Source organism: Nonomuraea sp. NPDC003727, from assembly GCF_053586935.1.
On sequence record NZ_JBSFNE010000011.1, the window covers coordinates 369,868 to 386,085 of the forward strand.

Sequence of the window (16,218 nt, forward strand, 5' to 3'; positions counted from 1 at the left end):
CCGGCCTGGCCCGCCGGGAGCCGGTCGGCGGCCGGACGCCCGCGCCTCGATAGGGTGTGATCGTGAGCGTTCCCAACGTAGTCGTGCACCGCAACGCCGACGTGCTGGCCAAGGCCGTCGCCGCGCGGATCATCACCCGCCTGGTCGACGTGCAGTCGGCGCGGGGTTCCGCGTCGCTGGTCCTGACCGGCGGCACGGTCGGCATCGCCACCCTGGCCGCGATCGCCGAGACGCCCGCGCGTGACGCGGTCGACTGGCGCAGGCTGGACATCTGGTGGGGTGACGAGCGTTTCCTGCCCACCGGTGACGACGAGCGCAACGAGACCGGTGCCCGCAAGGCGCTGCTCGACCAGGTCGACGTCGACCCCGAGCGGGTCCACGTCATGCGGGGGCCCGACTCCGGCATGTCGCCGGAGGAGTCGGCCGCGGCCTACGCCGAGGAGCTGCGCCAGGCGGCCCGCCCCGAGGATCACGGTCCCGTCCCGTCGTTCGACGTCATGCTGCTCGGCATGGGGCCCGACTCCCACGTCGCCTCGCTGTTCCCCGGCAACCCGGCCGTGTACGACACCCGCTCGGTGGTGGCCGTGCACGGCTCGCCGAAGCCGCCGCCGGTGCGGATCTCGCTCACCTTCCCGTCGATCCGGTCCGCGCGCGAGGTGTGGGTGGTGGCGGCCGGCGAGGAGAAGGCGGGTGCCGTACGGCTGGCGCTGGCCGAGGACTCGGGCCCGGTGCAGGTGCCCGCGGCGGGTGCCAGAGGGCGGCAGCGCACGCTCTTCCTGCTCGACAGGGCGGCCGCGGCGAAGATCCCGCCGGAGCTGGGCAGGATCGCTTCACCCTGACGCGGGCGGTCATCCCGGAGATCCACCGGTCCATAAGCGGATTTGACACCAAATCTTAGGCCTTGTCAGCCCGGGGTGTGTTTTTTACCTTCTTGGTCATCGACCTACGAAGGGACAACCCCCCATGGCCTTACGCCGCTGGGCCGCGGTCATCGCCGCGGCCGTCGCCGTAGTCGCGAGCTCCACTCCCGCCCTCGCCGACCCCGAGCCGTCCGGCAAGCTGATCATCCCCACCGCCGAGCCGCAGGATCTCGTCCCCGGCACCTACATCGTGGTGCTGAAGAACCGGCCCGAGGTGTCGCGGGCCGCCACCGACCTGACCGCCAGGCACGGCGGCACGACGTTCAGGGAGTACCGGCACGCGCTGCGCGGCTTCGCCGTCCACGCCAGCGAACGGCAGGCCAGGCGGCTGGCCGGCGACCCGTCGGTCGAGTACGTGCAGCAGGTGGTGGTGCACCGCGCCTCCGACACCCAGCCGAACCCGCCCTCGTGGGGCCTTGACCGCATCGACCAGCGCAACCTGCCGCTGAACAGCTCCTACACCTACGGGCCCACCGGTGCGGGCGTGCACGCCTACATCGTCGACACCGGCATCAGGCCCTCCCACAGCGACTTCGGCGGGCGCGCCTCCATCGGGTTCGACGCGATCGGCGACGGCCAGAACGGCAACGACTGCCACGGCCACGGCACGCACGTCGCCGGGACCACCGGCGGCACGGCCCACGGCGTGGCCAAGGGCGTGACGCTGGTGGGTGTCAGGGTGCTCAACTGCGAAGGGTCGGGCACCACCGACCAGGTCGTGGCGGGCATCGACTGGGTGACCGCGAATGCGGTCAAGCCGGCCGTCGCCAACATGAGCCTCGGCGGCAGCGCCGACGCCGCGCTCGACACCGCCGTCAAGAACTCCATCGCCTCGGGCGTCTCCTACGCGATCGCGGCGGGCAACGGCTTCCTCGGGCTGTTCGCGCTGGACGCCTGCACCCAGTCGCCGGCCCGCGTCCCCGAGGCGATCACCGTCTCGATCACCAACAACTCCGACGCCAAGCCGTCGTGGGGCAACCGCGGCCCCTGTGTCGACCTGTTCGCCCCCGGCTACAACATCACCTCGACCTGGAAGGACTCCGACACCTCGACGAACACCATCAGCGGCACGTCGATGTCCACCCCGCACGTGACCGGCGCCGCGGCCCTCTACCTGCAGGGCCACTCCGGTGCGACGCCGCAGCAGGTGCGCGACGCGATCGTGAACAACGCCACGACCGGCGTCGTCAAGAGCCCCGGCAGCGGCTCGCCCAACCGCCTGCTGTACATCCCGGGTCTGTAGCCTGCCCTGCATCTCCTGCCCCGCGGACGCTCTCCCCCGGTCCGCGGGGCGCCCCGGGCTCAGGCCAGGGCGTCGATCTCGGCCAGCAGCCCCCGCTTGCGGTCCTCGGCCAGGTACGAGGCCTGGACGGCGTTGCGCGCCAGTTGCGCCAGCTCGGCCTGCCCCATCCCGAACACGTGCGCGGCGACGCGGTACTCGGCGGCCAGCGTCGTGGCGAACATCGGCGGGTCGTCGCTGTTGAGCGTGACGAACAGCCCCTCCTCCAGCATGCGGGGCAGCGGGTGGTCCTCGATCCGCCCGACCTGCCCCGTGCAGACGTTGGAGGTCGGGCAGACGTCCAGCGGCAGCTGCGTCTCCCGCAGGTAGGCCACCAGGCGGGGGTCCTGGAGGGAGTTGATGCCGTGCCCGATCCGCTCGGCGCCGTAGCCCTCGATGACCTCCCACACCGTCTCGGGCCCCGTCATCTCCCCGCCGTGCGGGACGCTGTGCAGCCCGGCCGCCCGGGCGGCGCTGAAGGCGTCACGGTAGGCGTCGCGGTAGGCGAGCCGATCCTGTTCGATGCCACCGATGCCGAAACCTACCAACGCGGCGGGAGGTTCCTTCAGCGCGTGGTCCACGGTGACGCGGGCGGCCTCCTCCCCGAACTCGCCGGGGATGTCGAAGATGTAGGCCATCTCGACGCCGTGCTCGTCGAGCGAGCGGCGGGCGGCCACGTCGAGCGCCTCGGTGACGGCGCGCATCGGCAGGCCGCGCATCCAGTGCGCGTAGGGCGTCACCTGCAGTTCGACGTAGCGGCAGTTCTGCGGGGCGAGGTCGCGGGCCAGCCCGACCACCAGGGAGGCGACGTCCTCGGGCTCGCGCACCAGCTCGTTGACCGCCTGGTAGACCTGGGCGAAGTGCGGGAAGTCGCGGAAGGTGTAGAAGGCCCGCAGCTCCTCCTCGCTGCTGGGCACGCCGCTGCCGGGATGGCGGCGGGACAGTTCGAGCACGGTCGGCACCGAGGCGGAGCCGACCAGGTGCACGTGCAGTTCGACCTTGGGCAGCCGGTCGATGAACTCGTCGATCGTCATGGCGACGACCCTAGGCGGGCGTCATGGCCGCCAGAAAGGCTTTGGCCGCAAATCTGACAACAACCGGTGAGATTCAGCCCGCCCAGGCACGGGTGAGCGGCAGGAGGACGCCATCGACGGCCTGCGCGGCGAAGGCGTCGTCCAGCGGCGGCCCGATGAAGATCAGGCGGTGCCAGACGAGCGCCTCCACGACCTCGAACAGCCGTCCGGCATCGACGGCGGACGGCAGCTCGCCCCGCGCCACCGCCCGCTCCACGAGCAGCGTGGCGCCCGCCAGGTCGCGCACGGGCATGCGTTCGCGCAGGGTCCTGGCCAGCTCCTGGTGGGAGACGAGGGTCGAGGACAGGCCCATGATGAGCCCGTGCTTGCGTTCGGCCGCCGCCGCCAGCCCCCTGACCACCTCGACGAGATCGCCGCGCAGCGACCCGGTGTCGGGGACGGCAGGCACCTCCATGTCGAAGCGACGGCAGATGACCTCGACGACGAGCTCGGGCTTGCCCGCCCAGCGCCGGTAGATCGTCGCCTTGCTGGCCTTGGCCCGCCGGGCGATCTGGTCGACGGACATCCGGTCGTAGCCCATCTCCGACAGCAGGTCGAAGGTGGCGTCGAGGATGGCCTTCTCCCTGCCGGGATCCAGTGGTGCCACGCGGTGTCCTTACGTGTCGGCGAACTCACCGAATCGTACGCCGGTGAGCTCGGCCGAGACGTCCCACAACCGCGCGGCCAGCGCCTCGTCCCTGGCGTCCTTGCTGGGGGTCAGCGGCTGGGACCTGGGCCCGAGGTACTCCCCTCCCCTGATGAGCGGCGAGGTGGCGGCGTACAGGGAGGGCGCCGCGCCGTCCTCGGCACTGCGCAGGAACAGCTTCAGCAGCGGCTGGAAGGGGCCCACGGAGAAGAAGTTCGTGGCCGTGGCGCCCGGATGGGTGGCCACCGCGAGCAGGGCCGAGCCGGCCCGTCGGGCCCTGCGCTGCAGTTCGAAGGTGAACAGCAGGTTGGCCAGCTTGGAGCGGCCGTAGGAACTCGTCTTGCCGTAGCCGCGTTCGAGGGCGAGATCGTCGAAGTCGAGCCTGCCGACCTTGTGGGCGTCGCTGGCGACGGTGACCACGCGCGGGGCGGGAGCGGCCAGCAGGCGCGGCAGCAGCAGGCCGGTGAGCGCGAAGTGGCCCAGGTGGTTGGTGCCGAACTGCAGCTCGAAGCCGTCCTTGGTGAGCGCGCGCGGGATCATGCCGACGCCCGCGTTGTTGATCAGCAGGTCGACGCGGTCGACGCCCGCGGCGAACTCCCGTACCGAGGACAGGTCGGCCAGATCCAGCCGGCGGAAGACCACGTCGGCGCCCGGCACGTCGCGCAGGATGCCCGCCACGGCGGCGCCGCCGCGTTCCGGGTCGCGGGCGGCGACGGTCACCCGCGCACCGCGCCTGGCCAGTTCACGCGCCGTGGGCAGGCCGATCCCGCTGTTGGCGCCCGTGACGATCGCTGCGAGCTCGGGCATGGAGCCTCCTGTACGAAACCGTTTCGTACACCAATCTAGCGCCCCGGACCTGGGTCGCGGAACAGCGGTACCGCCCTCCTCGCCGAGAGCGACGGCAGGAGCTAGACGGCGCCGGTCTGGGCGCGGACCATCCGCGCGTACCACCCGTGCCGGTCGCCGAGCAGGTCGAGGCGAGCCCCGTGCTCCGCCACGCGGCCCCCGTCCAGGGCCACGACGGTGTCGAAGGACTCGAACACGCCGAACCGGTGAGTGATCATCACCGTGGTCTGTCCCGCCCGTTCGGCCAGGATCGCCTCGACGACCTCCAGCTCGGTCAGCGGGTCGAGCGCGGAGGTCGCCTCGTCGAGCACGAGCACGGACGCGTCGGCCAGGAGCGCGCGGGCCAGGGCGACGCGCTGCCGCTCGCCACCCGACAACAGCGCCCCCCGCTCTCCCACGAGCGAGTCGTAGCCGTCAGGGAGCGCCATGATCCGCTCGTGGATCCGGGTGATCCGGCAGGCGCGCACGAGATCGTCCAGCGACGCGTCGGAGGCGGCGTACCTGAGGTTGTCGGCGACCGACCCCTGGAAGAGGAAAGGCTCCTGCGTGGCGATGCAGACCCGCCCGGGAGACGGCTGCCCGACCTCCGCCCCGTCGATCCGGACCGACCCTTCGGTCGGCGGGTGCAGCCCGGCGAGCAGGTGGCCGAGCGTCGTCTTGCCCGAGCCGCTCGGGCCGACGACCAGCGTGGTGGACCCGGCCGGGATGGCGAGGCTCACGCCGGACAACGCCGGACGGTCCTGCCGCCCCGCGCCCGCGTACCTGAACGTGGCCCCGCGGACGGTGAGCGCGCCGGGCCCGGGGGCGGGACCCGGCCGCGGACCAGGCTCGGGCTCGGACTCCGGCTCCAGGTCGAGGTAGTCGAAGACCCTCTCGAAGGCTCCCTGGGCGGAGCGGAACTCGGTGGAGACGTGCAGGAACTGCCACAGAGGCTGGTAGAGCCTCGCCTGCAGCACGGTGAAGGCGACCAGCGTGCCAGGGGTGATCCCGTCGGTCAGGCCCGCCGCCACGAACACCAGGTAGGGGGTCAGCACGAAGAAGACGTGTCCCGCGCTCAGCACCCCCTGGGCCACCAGCCCGGAGCGTACCCCCAGCCGGGCCAGCCGCTCGCTCTCGGCGCCGAACCTGTTGGCCTCCTCCGCGCCCCTGCCGTGGACCCGGGCCAGGATGACGCCGCCCAGGCACAGACGCTCCGCCACGATGGACGACAGTTCCGCGCGAGAGCGCTGGCTGACCTCCGACAGGTTCTTGAGCGCTCGCCCCGACCGGGAGGCCACCCACACGACGATCGGCGCGAGGATCAGTGCGGCGCCCGCGAGCAGGGGTGACAGCATCACCATCGCACCGGCCGCCACCACGAATCCGATGACGCCGGAAAGCGTGCTGGGCAGGGTGTCCTTGACGGCGTGCTCGATCTGCGCGGTGTCGTTGGCCAGCCGCGACTGGATCTCACCGCCGCGCGTCGCGGCGAAGAAGGCCAGCGGCATGCGCTGGAGGCGGCCGAACAACTCCACGCGCAGCGCATGCACCACCCGCTGCGCGACGCGCGCCGACACCCACGTCTGCCCAAGGTCCACCACACCGACCGCGCAGGCGGTGGCCGCCGCCAGCCCGGCGATCAGGGCGAGCAGCGGCAGGTCGGGGCCGCCGGCGCCGAACAGCGCCCGATCGAAGACCAGCTGGGTCAGCAGCGGGACGGCGGCGTTCAGCGCGGAGTAGGCCGCGACGAGCAGGACGACGAAGCAGATGGCGAGCCGGTGCGGCATGAACAGCCGCGCGACCCTGCGCCAGGTCCCGGGCGCGGGAGGCTCCTCCGAAGCGGAGAGGGGGCGATCGTGCACGGGCCGGGCCTGTCCTTGTCTGGCGATCGGACATCCGTCCTGGTGGTCGAACGCCTGTCCTGGGATCGAAAAGAGCCCCGCCCGCCCGGGAACGGGCGGGCGGGTTTCGCTATCAGTTGTCGGTGCAGCCGAAGTGCTTGATGCAGTGGGTCAGCCGGAGCGCCTCGTTGGCACCGGGCTCAAGCTCCTGGAGCGCCTGCAGGTCCTGAACGTCGAAGGACATGGTCGTTCACCTCCTTGTGAATGCCGGGGCCGCCTGTGCCGCGGCCGCCTGTCATCGCCGTCCCCATGTGGGTACGGCGAGCCTGGGGTTCCCCTCCGGCATCCACAACCGGGCGGACCGGTCGCGCAGCCGGAGAAGGAAGGCGACGATCCCCGCCGTGCCGGCGAGGAAAGTCGGGGGGAAGTCTCCATGAGGGCCGGGGACCAGCAGGCGACCGCGATGTTCGGTCGCGCGGGTCTCCAGGCAGCCGGCCAGATCTCGCGCCCACCGCCGGTAGCGGTCGTCGCCGGTGAACTCGGCCATGTCGAGCAGGAACTCGCCGTCGCCCGGCAGCCCGTGACACGGCACCGGTCCCGACTGCCATCGGGTACGGTGCACGGCCGCCGCCGCCTTGCGCGCCAGGTCCAGCGCGGTCGGGTCGCCGGTGACACGCCAGTACCTCACGAGGAAGGAGCCGATCCCGGAGGAGCCGCTGCACCAGTGCGGCCGGCGTGGGCGCACCGTCCCCAGGTCGCCGCGCAGGGTCGGCCACCAGGCGGTGTCCCCGTCCACCTCGGCGTGTTCGTGGAGGGCGCGGGCGATCTCGTGGACGGTCGCCGTCCAGTCCGGCCGGTCGAGGGTCTGGCCGGCGTGGAGCAACGCGGTCCCGATCCCGGCGATGCCGTGCGCGAAACCGAAGTGGTTGGCCCCTGCCAGGCCGGAGTCGAACGTCTCCGGCGTCGGCCACTGCGGGTGGCCGTCGCGGTACGAGCGCGCCTCGTGCAGGTTCTGGAAGATACCGGCGGCGCGGTCTCGCAGCGCGAGGTCACCCGAGCCCAGCGCGATGTGCAGGACCGCCATGCCGCATCCGGCCAGCCCGTGCGTCACGTCGGAGCTGGGATGGTCCGTGGGCAGCAGCCGCGCCGCCCGCACCGCGAACCGTTCCAGGTCGGCGTCGCCCATGGCCGTCGCCGCGTCGTACAGCGCCCACACCGCGCCGGAGCGCCCGAAGTGAAGGCCGGGCCGCCAGACATCCTCCGCCACCAGCCGCTCCCGCAGCCAGCGGGCGAGTTCGGCGACCGCCCTCGCCTGCGGCGCGGCCCGCGTCAGGACGCCGAGGATCCCCGGCGCGCCACCGTTCACCGAGCACGGATCGACCTCCATGCCGTCGGCGACGTTGGGCCACGGCGACGGGGCGCCTTCGCCCGTGTCCGCCGTCTCCACCAGGTGGGCGATCCCGTCATCGATCAGCCGGTCGATCCGCTCCGGTGGCCGGTTCCCGCGGCCGGCGTCAGCACGCTCCGGTGACCTGACCCCCCGGTCGGCGGCGGCGCGCTCCGGCGGCGCGACCTCCCGGTCGACGGTGCGCTCCGGTGACCTGACCTCGAGGTGGGAGGCGGCGGGCTCCGGTGTGAGCGCGGCGAGGAACCGCTCGCACCTGCCCAGCGACCAGCGCCGCTCCGGTTCCTCCGCCAGCAGGCCTTCCACGAGCGGCCGCAGCAGCGCGAGCGTGGGGTTGGCCGCGGCCACCCCGGCCACGCCGGCCACCGCGGCGACCCGGCCGGGGCCCGCCGGGTCCAGGTGGGCGCCGACCGCCAGGAAGTACACCATCGCGCCAAGGCTGTAGAGATCGGCGACCGCCTCCGGCGCGGTCAGGAACTCCCCTGTGTGGCCCGCCAGCTCCGGGGCCAGGTAACCCGGGGTCCCGCCCACCATGACGGTGGTGCCCGGCACGGCCGTGTGCTCCAGGTCGATGAGCCGTAGGTCGCCGCCGGGCGAGACCATCACGTTGTTCGGCGAAAGGTCGCCGAACACGTAGCCTCGGCCGTGCAGCGCCTTCAGCACCGCGATCAGGCGGCTGACGAGGGGCAGGACCTCCGCCGCCCCGTTGCCGAACCCGTCCTCGCCCAGCGGCCCGGCGTTCCCGTCCGACCAGCGCTGCAGCGTGACACCCTGGACGAACTCCTCGACGAGGAAGGCGTGGCCGCCCTGCTCGAAGAAGTCCACCACGGCCGGCGCGATCCCGGCCGGCGCGAGAGCCTCCAGGCAGGAACGTTCCATCGCGATCCGATCCCGCGCGTCCCTGCCGCTCAGATCGGCGCACGCGTGCGGACGCCCCTCCTTGACGACCACGTCGTGACCGGTCTTGGTGTCCTCGGCGAGGTAGACGCCGCCGCGGTTCGCGTGCCGTACGGCTTCGCGGACGACGAACCGGTCGTTCAGCATGACCGCGGCCGCCCCGGGACGCCGGCTCGCCGCCGGAACCTCGAACGGGCAGGTCGCGAACGGCGGCGGGGAGAAGCGCGGCCGCCGCTCGTCGGGAACGAGCCGGCCCTCCGGCGAACGCAGCCGGATCTCGTAGAACCCGTCGTTGCCGAGCACGCGATGCCCGCTGAAGGCGCCGTAGCGGTAGTGCACGATCCCGCCTTGCCGGTACGGACGGTCGGAAAGGATCACCGGTCCGGGAAGCCCACGGGTGGCCTCGTCGAGCAGGGCCGCCAGGCGCACCGACTCGGCGTCGTCCAGCGGATAGACGGTGACGAACTTCCCGGCCTGCGCGCGGCCGCAGTGCGGTTCGAGGAACTTCCAGTAGTCGCCCAGCCGGGCGGGAAACTTGAAGGCGCAACCGGCCTCGGCGAGCACCCGCGAGACGCGGGAGAGCACCACCGGCGCGGAGAGCATCGTCGCGGAGACGTGCAGCTTCCATCCCTGTTCGGGCATCGCGTACGCGTCCGGCGTGACCTTGCACCAGAGGTCGTCCTCGGCGATCGACCAGTCCTGCGCGCCCGCGCGCCCGAGTTCGGCGGTCACGATGTCGCGCAGGACAGCCGGGTCTCCCGAACGCCCACCCACGTGATCCCCCTTCCAGCCGTCGCCGCTCTTCCCTGCGGAACCGACAGTGGTGGAGGGCTCTTGCAAATGAATGGGAAATCAATTGAATGCGAGGTTAACGCCGGTTTCCCACCCAGAAATGGCCACCATCCTCTTTATCGGCCATGTTTCACCGCGTTTTTTGTCCCACCCGTTGAATGGCAAGGACATCGGAACCACCTCACCTCCGGGCTCACCCTCGACGGACACGCGCCTGACGTGCACAGGCGCGTCTCGCAGGGATGTCATGGCGAGCCAAGCGGAAGGCGCGAGGGTCAGGCGACGCCGTGGAATTATCGAAACCTGTCGCGCAAGGGGATTGTGTCGACACGGAAGACAGCCTGGAACAGCGCGACGCCGACACAAATCCCCGTTAATCCCGATGCCCGGTATGGGAGGTGAGACCAGTGCCCGAACGTCAACGCCGAATGACGGCCGCGCCGGCGGACAGGCGGAGTTCCAGGACGTCCTCCTCGCCGAAGGTCTGCCCGGTGGGGACGAATCCGGCGGAGAGGTAGAGGGCCTTGGCCGCGACGTTGTCGGCGCGTACGCCCAGCCGCAGGACAGGGGCGCCGAGCTCGTCCCGCACATGTGTGATGATCTGCTCGAGAGCGGCTCGGCCCAGACCCTTGCCCTGGTGAGCCTGGTCGATCATCAACCGGTACAGCCACATCTGACCGTCGTCGGGATCGGGACCGTACATCGCGAAGCCCACGGGGCGCTCGTCGTGCACCACCGCCCGGGTCATGAAGCCCGGCAAGAAGCGACTCTCCGCGATCGAGTACAGGTTCGACGCGATGAGGTCACGCTGGTCGTCGGCCACCGTCAGCTCGGCCACCTCCTCCCAGGTCTCCGGGCACAGGTCGTCGAGGCGCACATGAATCGGCATGAGACATCCCTAGCCGATCTTCATGCGGGCCGTCATGCGAATATTCGCGCGACCATCTGGGAGCCATGCGCGCGACGGTTCCGCACAGCGTCGCCGGCCGCTGTTCCTCAATCCCGCAGTCGCGCCCGCGCGTGCGCCTCCTCCCGCCGGGCCACCTCGGCCCGCTGGTCGGCCTCGGCGAGCTTCCGGCGGGCCTTGGCCAGCTTCTTCTCCAGCGTCGCCACCTTGGCGGCCCGCTCGTCCCTCTCCCGTACGGCCTGCGCCAGCGTCTCGCGCCACTCCTCGTAGACCGCGGTCGCCTCGGCCAGCTGCCTGGCCTTGCGCTCCTCCGCCGCCCGCTGCTCCTCCTGCGAGGGTTTGCGCGCGGGAGGCGCCTTGGGCGCGGGCGCGGGGGCGAAGCCGCTGTAGCTGAGCGGCTTGGCCAGACGGCCGCGCCGTACCTGCTCGGCCGCCTCGGCGTTCACCGTCGCGGCGTCGAGCGTCTGTTCCACCTCGGGCCCCGCCGATGGGACCAGCCGGAGCAGCCGCTGGGAGAGCCTGGCGCGCCGGTCGGTGAGCTCGCTCAACGCCGCCCTGTCCTGCGCCGCCCACGCGGCGCGCAGGTCCTCGCCCAGCTCCAGCAGTTCGGCCAGCTCGTCAGGATGGGCGCGGGCGAGCTGGTTGACCGCCCACGCGGCGACCGTGGGCTTGCGCAGCGCGGCCACCTGGCGGGCGAGCTGCGGCTGCCCCGCCTGTTTGGCCGCACGGGCCTCCGCCTCACGCGCGGCCATGAACTCGGCCACGGGCAGCGCGTAGAGCCGGTCGGCGATCTCGTCAAGATCCACACTTGACACCTACCCCGCAGGGCGGGAGTTGTAGCGCATAGTGGAAGCAGCCCACTCGAACGGAGGCCCCGTGTTCGAGCGCTTCACCGACCATGCCCGCCGCGTGGTCGTCCTGGCCCAGGAAGAGGCGAGGACGCTCAACCACGACTACATCGGCACCGAGCATCTGCTCCTGGGCCTGCTCCGCGAGGACGACGGCCTCGCGGCGATGGTGCTGCGCGACTGCGGCGCCGACCTTCACGAGCTGCGGGCGGCGATCGAGGAGGTCGTCGAGCCGGGCCCCGCGCCGCCGGCCGGCCACATCCCCTTCACCCCGCGCGCCAAGAAAGTGCTCGAGCTGTCGCTGCGCGAGGCGCTGCAGCTCGGGCACCACCACATCGGCACCGAGCACATCCTGCTCGGGCTGATCCACGAGGGTGAGGGCGTGGCCGCCCAGGTGCTCGTCGGCCGGGGGCTCGACCTGAACAGGCTCAGGCACCGGGTGGTGCGGCGGCTCCGCCCGGGATCGCCGAGGGAACGGCTGCAGCTCGACCTCCGGCTCCGCCAGATCCAGGAGAGCCTCGAGCGGATCGAACGCCGCCTGGACGCCCTGGGCGCCGCTGCCGACCCGAAGGCCGCCGGCGATACCAGAGACACCCCCGGCGCCGACGAGGCGCAGGACGCCTAGACCAGGGCGCCCACCGCGAGCCGGGCCTCGACGACGCCGGGGTCCTCGGTGTAGCCGAGCGTGGCGCCCAGCGAGACCATCAGCCGCCGCATGCGCGTGTTGTCCGACAGCAGGGTGGCCCGGACCTCGGCGTAGCCGAGGTCCCGCGCCCCCTCCACCAGCATCCTGGCCAGTGCCGCGCCCAGACCGCGCCCCTGCCAGCGGTCCTCGACCAGCACGGCCATCTCGGCGATGCCCGGATCCGGGGTGAACATCAGGTTGGCCAGCGCCACGACCTGGCCGTCGTGACCCGCCACCAGGGAGTGCCCCCTGCCGCGGTCGCACAGCCGGTCGAACACCCGGGGAGGCAGCGCGGGCATGGAGGTGAAGTAGCGGAACCTGCGGCTCTCGGGCGAGCACCTGTCGTGCAGGTCCTTGACGGCCTCGCGGTAGATGGCGGTCAGCGGCCTGACCACGACCTCGGTGCCGTCGGACAGCCTGATCTCGCGCTCGCCGCCTGCCGGGTCGGCGGGCGGCTGGGCCAGCCGTACGAAGGAGGCGGCGCGGGCGGCCTCGGTGAGCGTGAACGGCAGCCGGCTCCTGCGCACCTTGATGGCCCGCTTGGCGGCCACGGGGACGACCAGGAGGGTCGGGTCGGGAAGATCGCGCACGGCGTCACCATAGACCCAGCGGGCGTCGTCCGCGCGCAGGAGCTCGACCAGCAGGTCGGGCAGCCGCCACGGCGCCGCGCGCAGTCGCGAGGCCAGCAGCAGCGCCCTGGTGGGCTCGTCGGTCAGCTCGTGCGCGTTGGCGGCGACGACCTGGACGCGGCGTCCGCCCGCCGACTCCAGCGCCGCCTTGACCACGTCGGGACTGGCGGGAATGTCCGCGACGAACTCGTCGACCGTGCCGTCGGTGTCGGGCTGGACGCTCAGCCCGAGGATGTTGCCACCCCGCTCGGCGAGCGCGGCGGCCAGCGAGGCCAGCCTTCCGGGCCGCTCGTCAACGGTGGTACGGATGCGCAGAAATCCCATGCCGCCAGGATGCGTCCCGTTTGTTACAACCAACGGCTGAAAGTGTTTCATCGCGAATTCCGTGGCGAGATGCATGGAGATATGCGGATATAGCAGGATGTGCCCCATGAGCACGCGTGTTCCTTCGTTCAGCGACGGCTTCGTCAACGGAGACGTCTCCTACTGGCATCGTTCCCTCGGTGAGCCGCCCATCGGACCCGCCCTCGACGGCGACCGCAAAGCGGACGTGGCGATCGTGGGCGCCGGCTACACCGGGCTCTGGACGGCGTACTACCTCAAGCGGGCCAGACCCTCGCTCGACGTCGTGGTGCTGGAGAAGGAGTTCGCCGGATTCGGCGCCTCCGGGCGCAACGGCGGCTGGCTGACCGGCGACCTGGCCGGCAGCCACGAGCGCTACGCCAAGACGCACGGCGCGGAGGCCACCAGGCGGCTGCAGCGCGAGATGTACTCCTCCATCGACGAGGTGATCGCCGTCTGCGACAAGGAGGGCATCGACGCCGACATCGTCAAGGGCGGCGTGCTCAACGTGGCCAGGGGCAGCGCGCAGGCGGCCAGGCTGCGCGCCTCGGTCGCCGCGGGCGCCGCATGGGGCGTCGAGGCGACCCTGCTGAGCGCCGAGGAGCGCGAGGCCAGGTTGCGCGTGGCGGGCGCGGTCCAGGCCTCGTGGAGCCCGCACTGTGCCAGGATCCATCCGGGCAAGCTGGTGCGGGGGCTGGCGAGGGCGGTGAGGGAGGCGGGGGTCGAGATCTTCGAACGCACACCGGTCGAGGAGATCGCGCCGCACCGGGCCGTCACGCCGTACGGCACGGTCCGCGCCGACTACGTGATCAGGGCCACCGAGGGCTTCACCGCCACCATCAAGGGGCTGCGGCGGCAGTGGCTGCCCATGAACAGCTCCATGATCGTCACCGAGCCGCTTCCCGACGCCTTCTGGGACCAGGTCGGCTGGGAGGGCGCCGAACTGCTCGGCGACCTGGCCCACTACTACATGTACGCCCAGCGCACCGCCGACGGCCGCATCGCCTTCGGCGGCCGGGGCAGGCCCTACCTGTACGGCTCGCGCGTCGACGCCAGGGGGCACACCCACGAGTGGACCGTCGAGGCGCTGTGGGCGCTGCTGGTCGACTTCTTCCCCGCCGCCGCCTCCGCCAGGATCGCCCACGCCTGGTCGGGCGTCCTGGGCGTGCCGCGCGACTGGTGCTCGACCGTCCACGTGGACCACGCCACGGGCCTCGGCTGGGCCGGCGGCTACACCGGGCACGGCGTCACCACGACCAACCTGGCCGGCCGTACCCTCAGGGACCTGATCCTGGACGAGCCCGGCGAGCTCACGGCCCTGCCGTGGGTGGGCCGTGAGGTGCGCGCGTGGGAGCCCGAGCCGCTGCGCTGGCTCGGCGTCCACTCCATGTACCGCCTGTACCGCGCGGCCGACGCCCGCGAGCGCTCCACGTCCCGCACGTCCGCTCTGGCGCGCTTCGCCGATCTCATCACCGGTCACTAAGGAGTCCCGTTGCACACCCTCTTCCGCGGCGGACGCGTCTTCACCGCCACCGGATCCGCCCCCACCGACGACGCCGTGCTCGTGCGCGACGGTGTGATCGTCGCCGTCGGCGCCGAGGCCGACCTGGTACGGCAGGCGCCCGCGCACGAGACGGTCGACCTCGACGGCGGCCTGCTCATGCCCGGCGTCACGGACGCGCACATCCATCCGGTCCAGGCGGGGCTCGAGCACGCCAAGTGCGACCTGTCGGAGATCTACGGGCTGGAGGCCTACCTGGCGAGGATCGCCGAGTACGCGGCGGGCTGCGACAAGGAGTGGATCGACGGCGGCGGCTGGGACATGTCCGCCTTCCCCGGCGGCCTGCCGCACCGCTCCCAGCTCGACTTCCTCGACCGGCCCGCCTACCTGATCCAGCGCGACCACCACGCGGCCTGGGTCAACACGCGCGCGCTGGAACTGGCCGGCATCACCCGCGACACCCCCGACCCTGCCGACGGCCGGATCGAGCGTGACGCCGACGGTACCCCGAGCGGCGTGCTGCACGAGGGCGCGATGGACCTGGTGGGCCTGCTCACGCCGCGCCCGACCGCCGACGACCTCGACGCGGCGCTGCTGACCGCCCAGCGGCACCTGTTCTCCCTGGGCATCACCGGCTGGCAGGACGCGATCGTCGGCTCCTACGCCGGCTCCGACGACCAGCTGCCCACCTACCTGTCGGCGGCCAAGGCGGGGCGGCTGAAGGCCCGCGTGGTCGGCGCGCTGTGGTGGGACCGCACCCAGGGCGCCGAGCAGATCGAGTCGCTGATCGAGCGCCGGGCCATGGCCGAGGGCCTGGACAGGTTCCGCGCCGGCGCGGTGAAGATCATGCAGGACGGCATCACCGAGAACTTCACCGCCGCGGTGATCGAGCCGTACTGCAGGTGCGGCGGGACCGGGCTGTCCTACATCGACCCCGTCAAGCTGCGCGGTCACGTCGCCGAGCTCGACCGGCACGGCTTCCAGGTGCACTTCCACGCCATCGGCGAGCGGGCCGTACGGGAGGCCCTGGACAGCCTCGAGGGGACCGCGCCGGCCAACCGGCACCACATCGCGCACCTGCAGATCATCGAGCCCTCCGACGTGCCGCGCTTCGCCGCGCTCGGCGTGACCGCGAACCTGCAGCCGCTGTGGGCCACCCACCACGCGCAGATGGACGAGCTGACGCTGCCCTTCCTCGGCGAGGAGCGCTCGGCCTGGCAGTACCCGTTCGCGGCGCTGCTGTCGCACGGCACCCGGCTGTGCGCGGGCAGCGACTGGCCGGTCTCGAACGCCGACCCGATCCAGGGCATGCACGTGGCGGTCAACCGTACCGAGCCGGGCGGGTCCGTCCACGCGGACTACCCGACCGCGCAGACGCCGTTCCTGCCAGGCGAGCGGATCGACCTGGCCACCGTCATGACCGCCTACACGGCCGGCTCGGCGTGGGTCAACCGGTCGCCGGCGGGCTCCATCGAGCCGGGCCGTCCCGCCGACCTGGTCGTGCTCGACCGCGACCCGTTCGCCCTGCCCGCCGCGGAGATCTGGACCACACGGGTGCGGCTGACCTTCGTCGACGGAGAACCGGTCTACCAGCGCTGACTTGTTCGGGCCCGTCCGGGGCGCGAGCC

The 16,218-nt window shown here is 72.1% G+C and carries 12 protein-coding genes and 2 pseudogenes; 6 read left to right on the top strand and 8 right to left on the bottom strand.

The genetic code is table 11. The annotated features are described in order from the left end of the window. Positions 1-62: 62 nt before the first annotated feature. Entirely contained in the window at positions 63-839 is a 777-nt protein-coding gene (pgl, locus tag ACWDLG_RS28805; RefSeq protein ID WP_354907119.1) for a 6-phosphogluconolactonase, read from the top strand. Positions 840-963: 124 nt separating this feature from the next. After that, positions 964-2,163 (top strand): S8 family peptidase, encoded by a 1,200-nt coding sequence (locus ACWDLG_RS28810; protein ID WP_449925703.1) that lies wholly within the window; start codon positions 964-966, stop codon positions 2,161-2,163. A gap of 59 nt (positions 2,164-2,222) precedes the next feature. Here ACWDLG_RS28810 and add read toward each other — a convergent pair whose 3' ends face one another. The 7 genes from add to ACWDLG_RS28845 form a co-directional block, all read right to left on the bottom strand. Then, positions 2,223-3,233, bottom strand: coding sequence for an adenosine deaminase (gene add, locus ACWDLG_RS28815; protein ID WP_449925705.1), 1,011 nt, complete (start codon positions 3,231-3,233; stop codon positions 2,223-2,225). Positions 3,234-3,306: 73 nt separating this feature from the next. Next, complete coding sequence (locus ACWDLG_RS28820) at positions 3,307-3,879, bottom strand: TetR/AcrR family transcriptional regulator (protein ID WP_354907122.1); 573 nt, start codon at positions 3,877-3,879, stop codon at positions 3,307-3,309. A gap of 9 nt (positions 3,880-3,888) precedes the next feature. Continuing rightward, positions 3,889-4,725, bottom strand: a complete 837-nt coding sequence (locus ACWDLG_RS28825) for an oxidoreductase (RefSeq protein WP_449925707.1) — start codon at positions 4,723-4,725, stop codon at positions 3,889-3,891. A 101-nt stretch (positions 4,726-4,826) separates the two neighbouring features. Beyond that, positions 4,827-6,605: an ABC transporter ATP-binding protein gene (locus ACWDLG_RS28830; protein WP_449925709.1), complete on the bottom strand. Its 1,779-nt coding sequence runs from the start codon at positions 6,603-6,605 to the stop codon at positions 4,827-4,829. 274 nt (positions 6,606-6,879) lie between these two features. Continuing rightward, the gene (gene lanL / locus ACWDLG_RS28835; RefSeq protein WP_449925711.1) at positions 6,880-9,660 is read right to left on the bottom strand and encodes a class IV lanthionine synthetase LanL; all 2,781 of its coding nucleotides are present in this window, start codon (positions 9,658-9,660) and stop codon (positions 6,880-6,882) included. 436 nt (positions 9,661-10,096) lie between these two features. Continuing rightward, positions 10,097-10,567, bottom strand: a complete 471-nt coding sequence (locus ACWDLG_RS28840) for a GNAT family N-acetyltransferase (RefSeq protein WP_449925713.1) — start codon at positions 10,565-10,567, stop codon at positions 10,097-10,099. Between the two features lie 107 nt (positions 10,568-10,674). Further along, positions 10,675-11,391: a hypothetical protein gene (locus ACWDLG_RS28845; protein ID WP_354907127.1), complete on the bottom strand. Its 717-nt coding sequence runs from the start codon at positions 11,389-11,391 to the stop codon at positions 10,675-10,677. Positions 11,392-11,461: 70 nt separating this feature from the next. Here ACWDLG_RS28845 and ACWDLG_RS28850 point away from each other — a divergent pair. Both ACWDLG_RS28850 and ACWDLG_RS28855 read left to right on the top strand, forming a co-directional pair. After that, positions 11,462-11,609 (top strand): annotated as a pseudogene (locus ACWDLG_RS28850) (Clp protease N-terminal domain-containing protein); the annotation flags it as partial. 68 nt (positions 11,610-11,677) lie between these two features. Next, positions 11,678-11,887 (top strand): annotated as a pseudogene (locus ACWDLG_RS28855) (Clp protease N-terminal domain-containing protein); the annotation flags it as partial. A 167-nt stretch (positions 11,888-12,054) separates the two neighbouring features. Here ACWDLG_RS28855 and ACWDLG_RS28860 read toward each other — a convergent pair. Beyond that, positions 12,055-13,071, bottom strand: coding sequence for an N-acetyltransferase family protein (locus ACWDLG_RS28860; protein WP_449925715.1), 1,017 nt, complete (start codon positions 13,069-13,071; stop codon positions 12,055-12,057). Between the two features lie 106 nt (positions 13,072-13,177). Here ACWDLG_RS28860 and ACWDLG_RS28865 point away from each other — a divergent pair, with 106 nt between their 5' ends. After that, the gene (locus tag ACWDLG_RS28865; RefSeq protein WP_449925717.1) at positions 13,178-14,572 is read left to right on the top strand and encodes an NAD(P)/FAD-dependent oxidoreductase; all 1,395 of its coding nucleotides are present in this window, start codon (positions 13,178-13,180) and stop codon (positions 14,570-14,572) included. A gap of 9 nt (positions 14,573-14,581) precedes the next feature. Further along, on the top strand, positions 14,582-16,189 hold the full coding sequence (locus ACWDLG_RS28870) for an amidohydrolase (RefSeq protein ID WP_449925719.1): 1,608 nt from the start codon (positions 14,582-14,584) through the stop codon (positions 16,187-16,189). Positions 16,190-16,218: the final 29 nt, after the last annotated feature.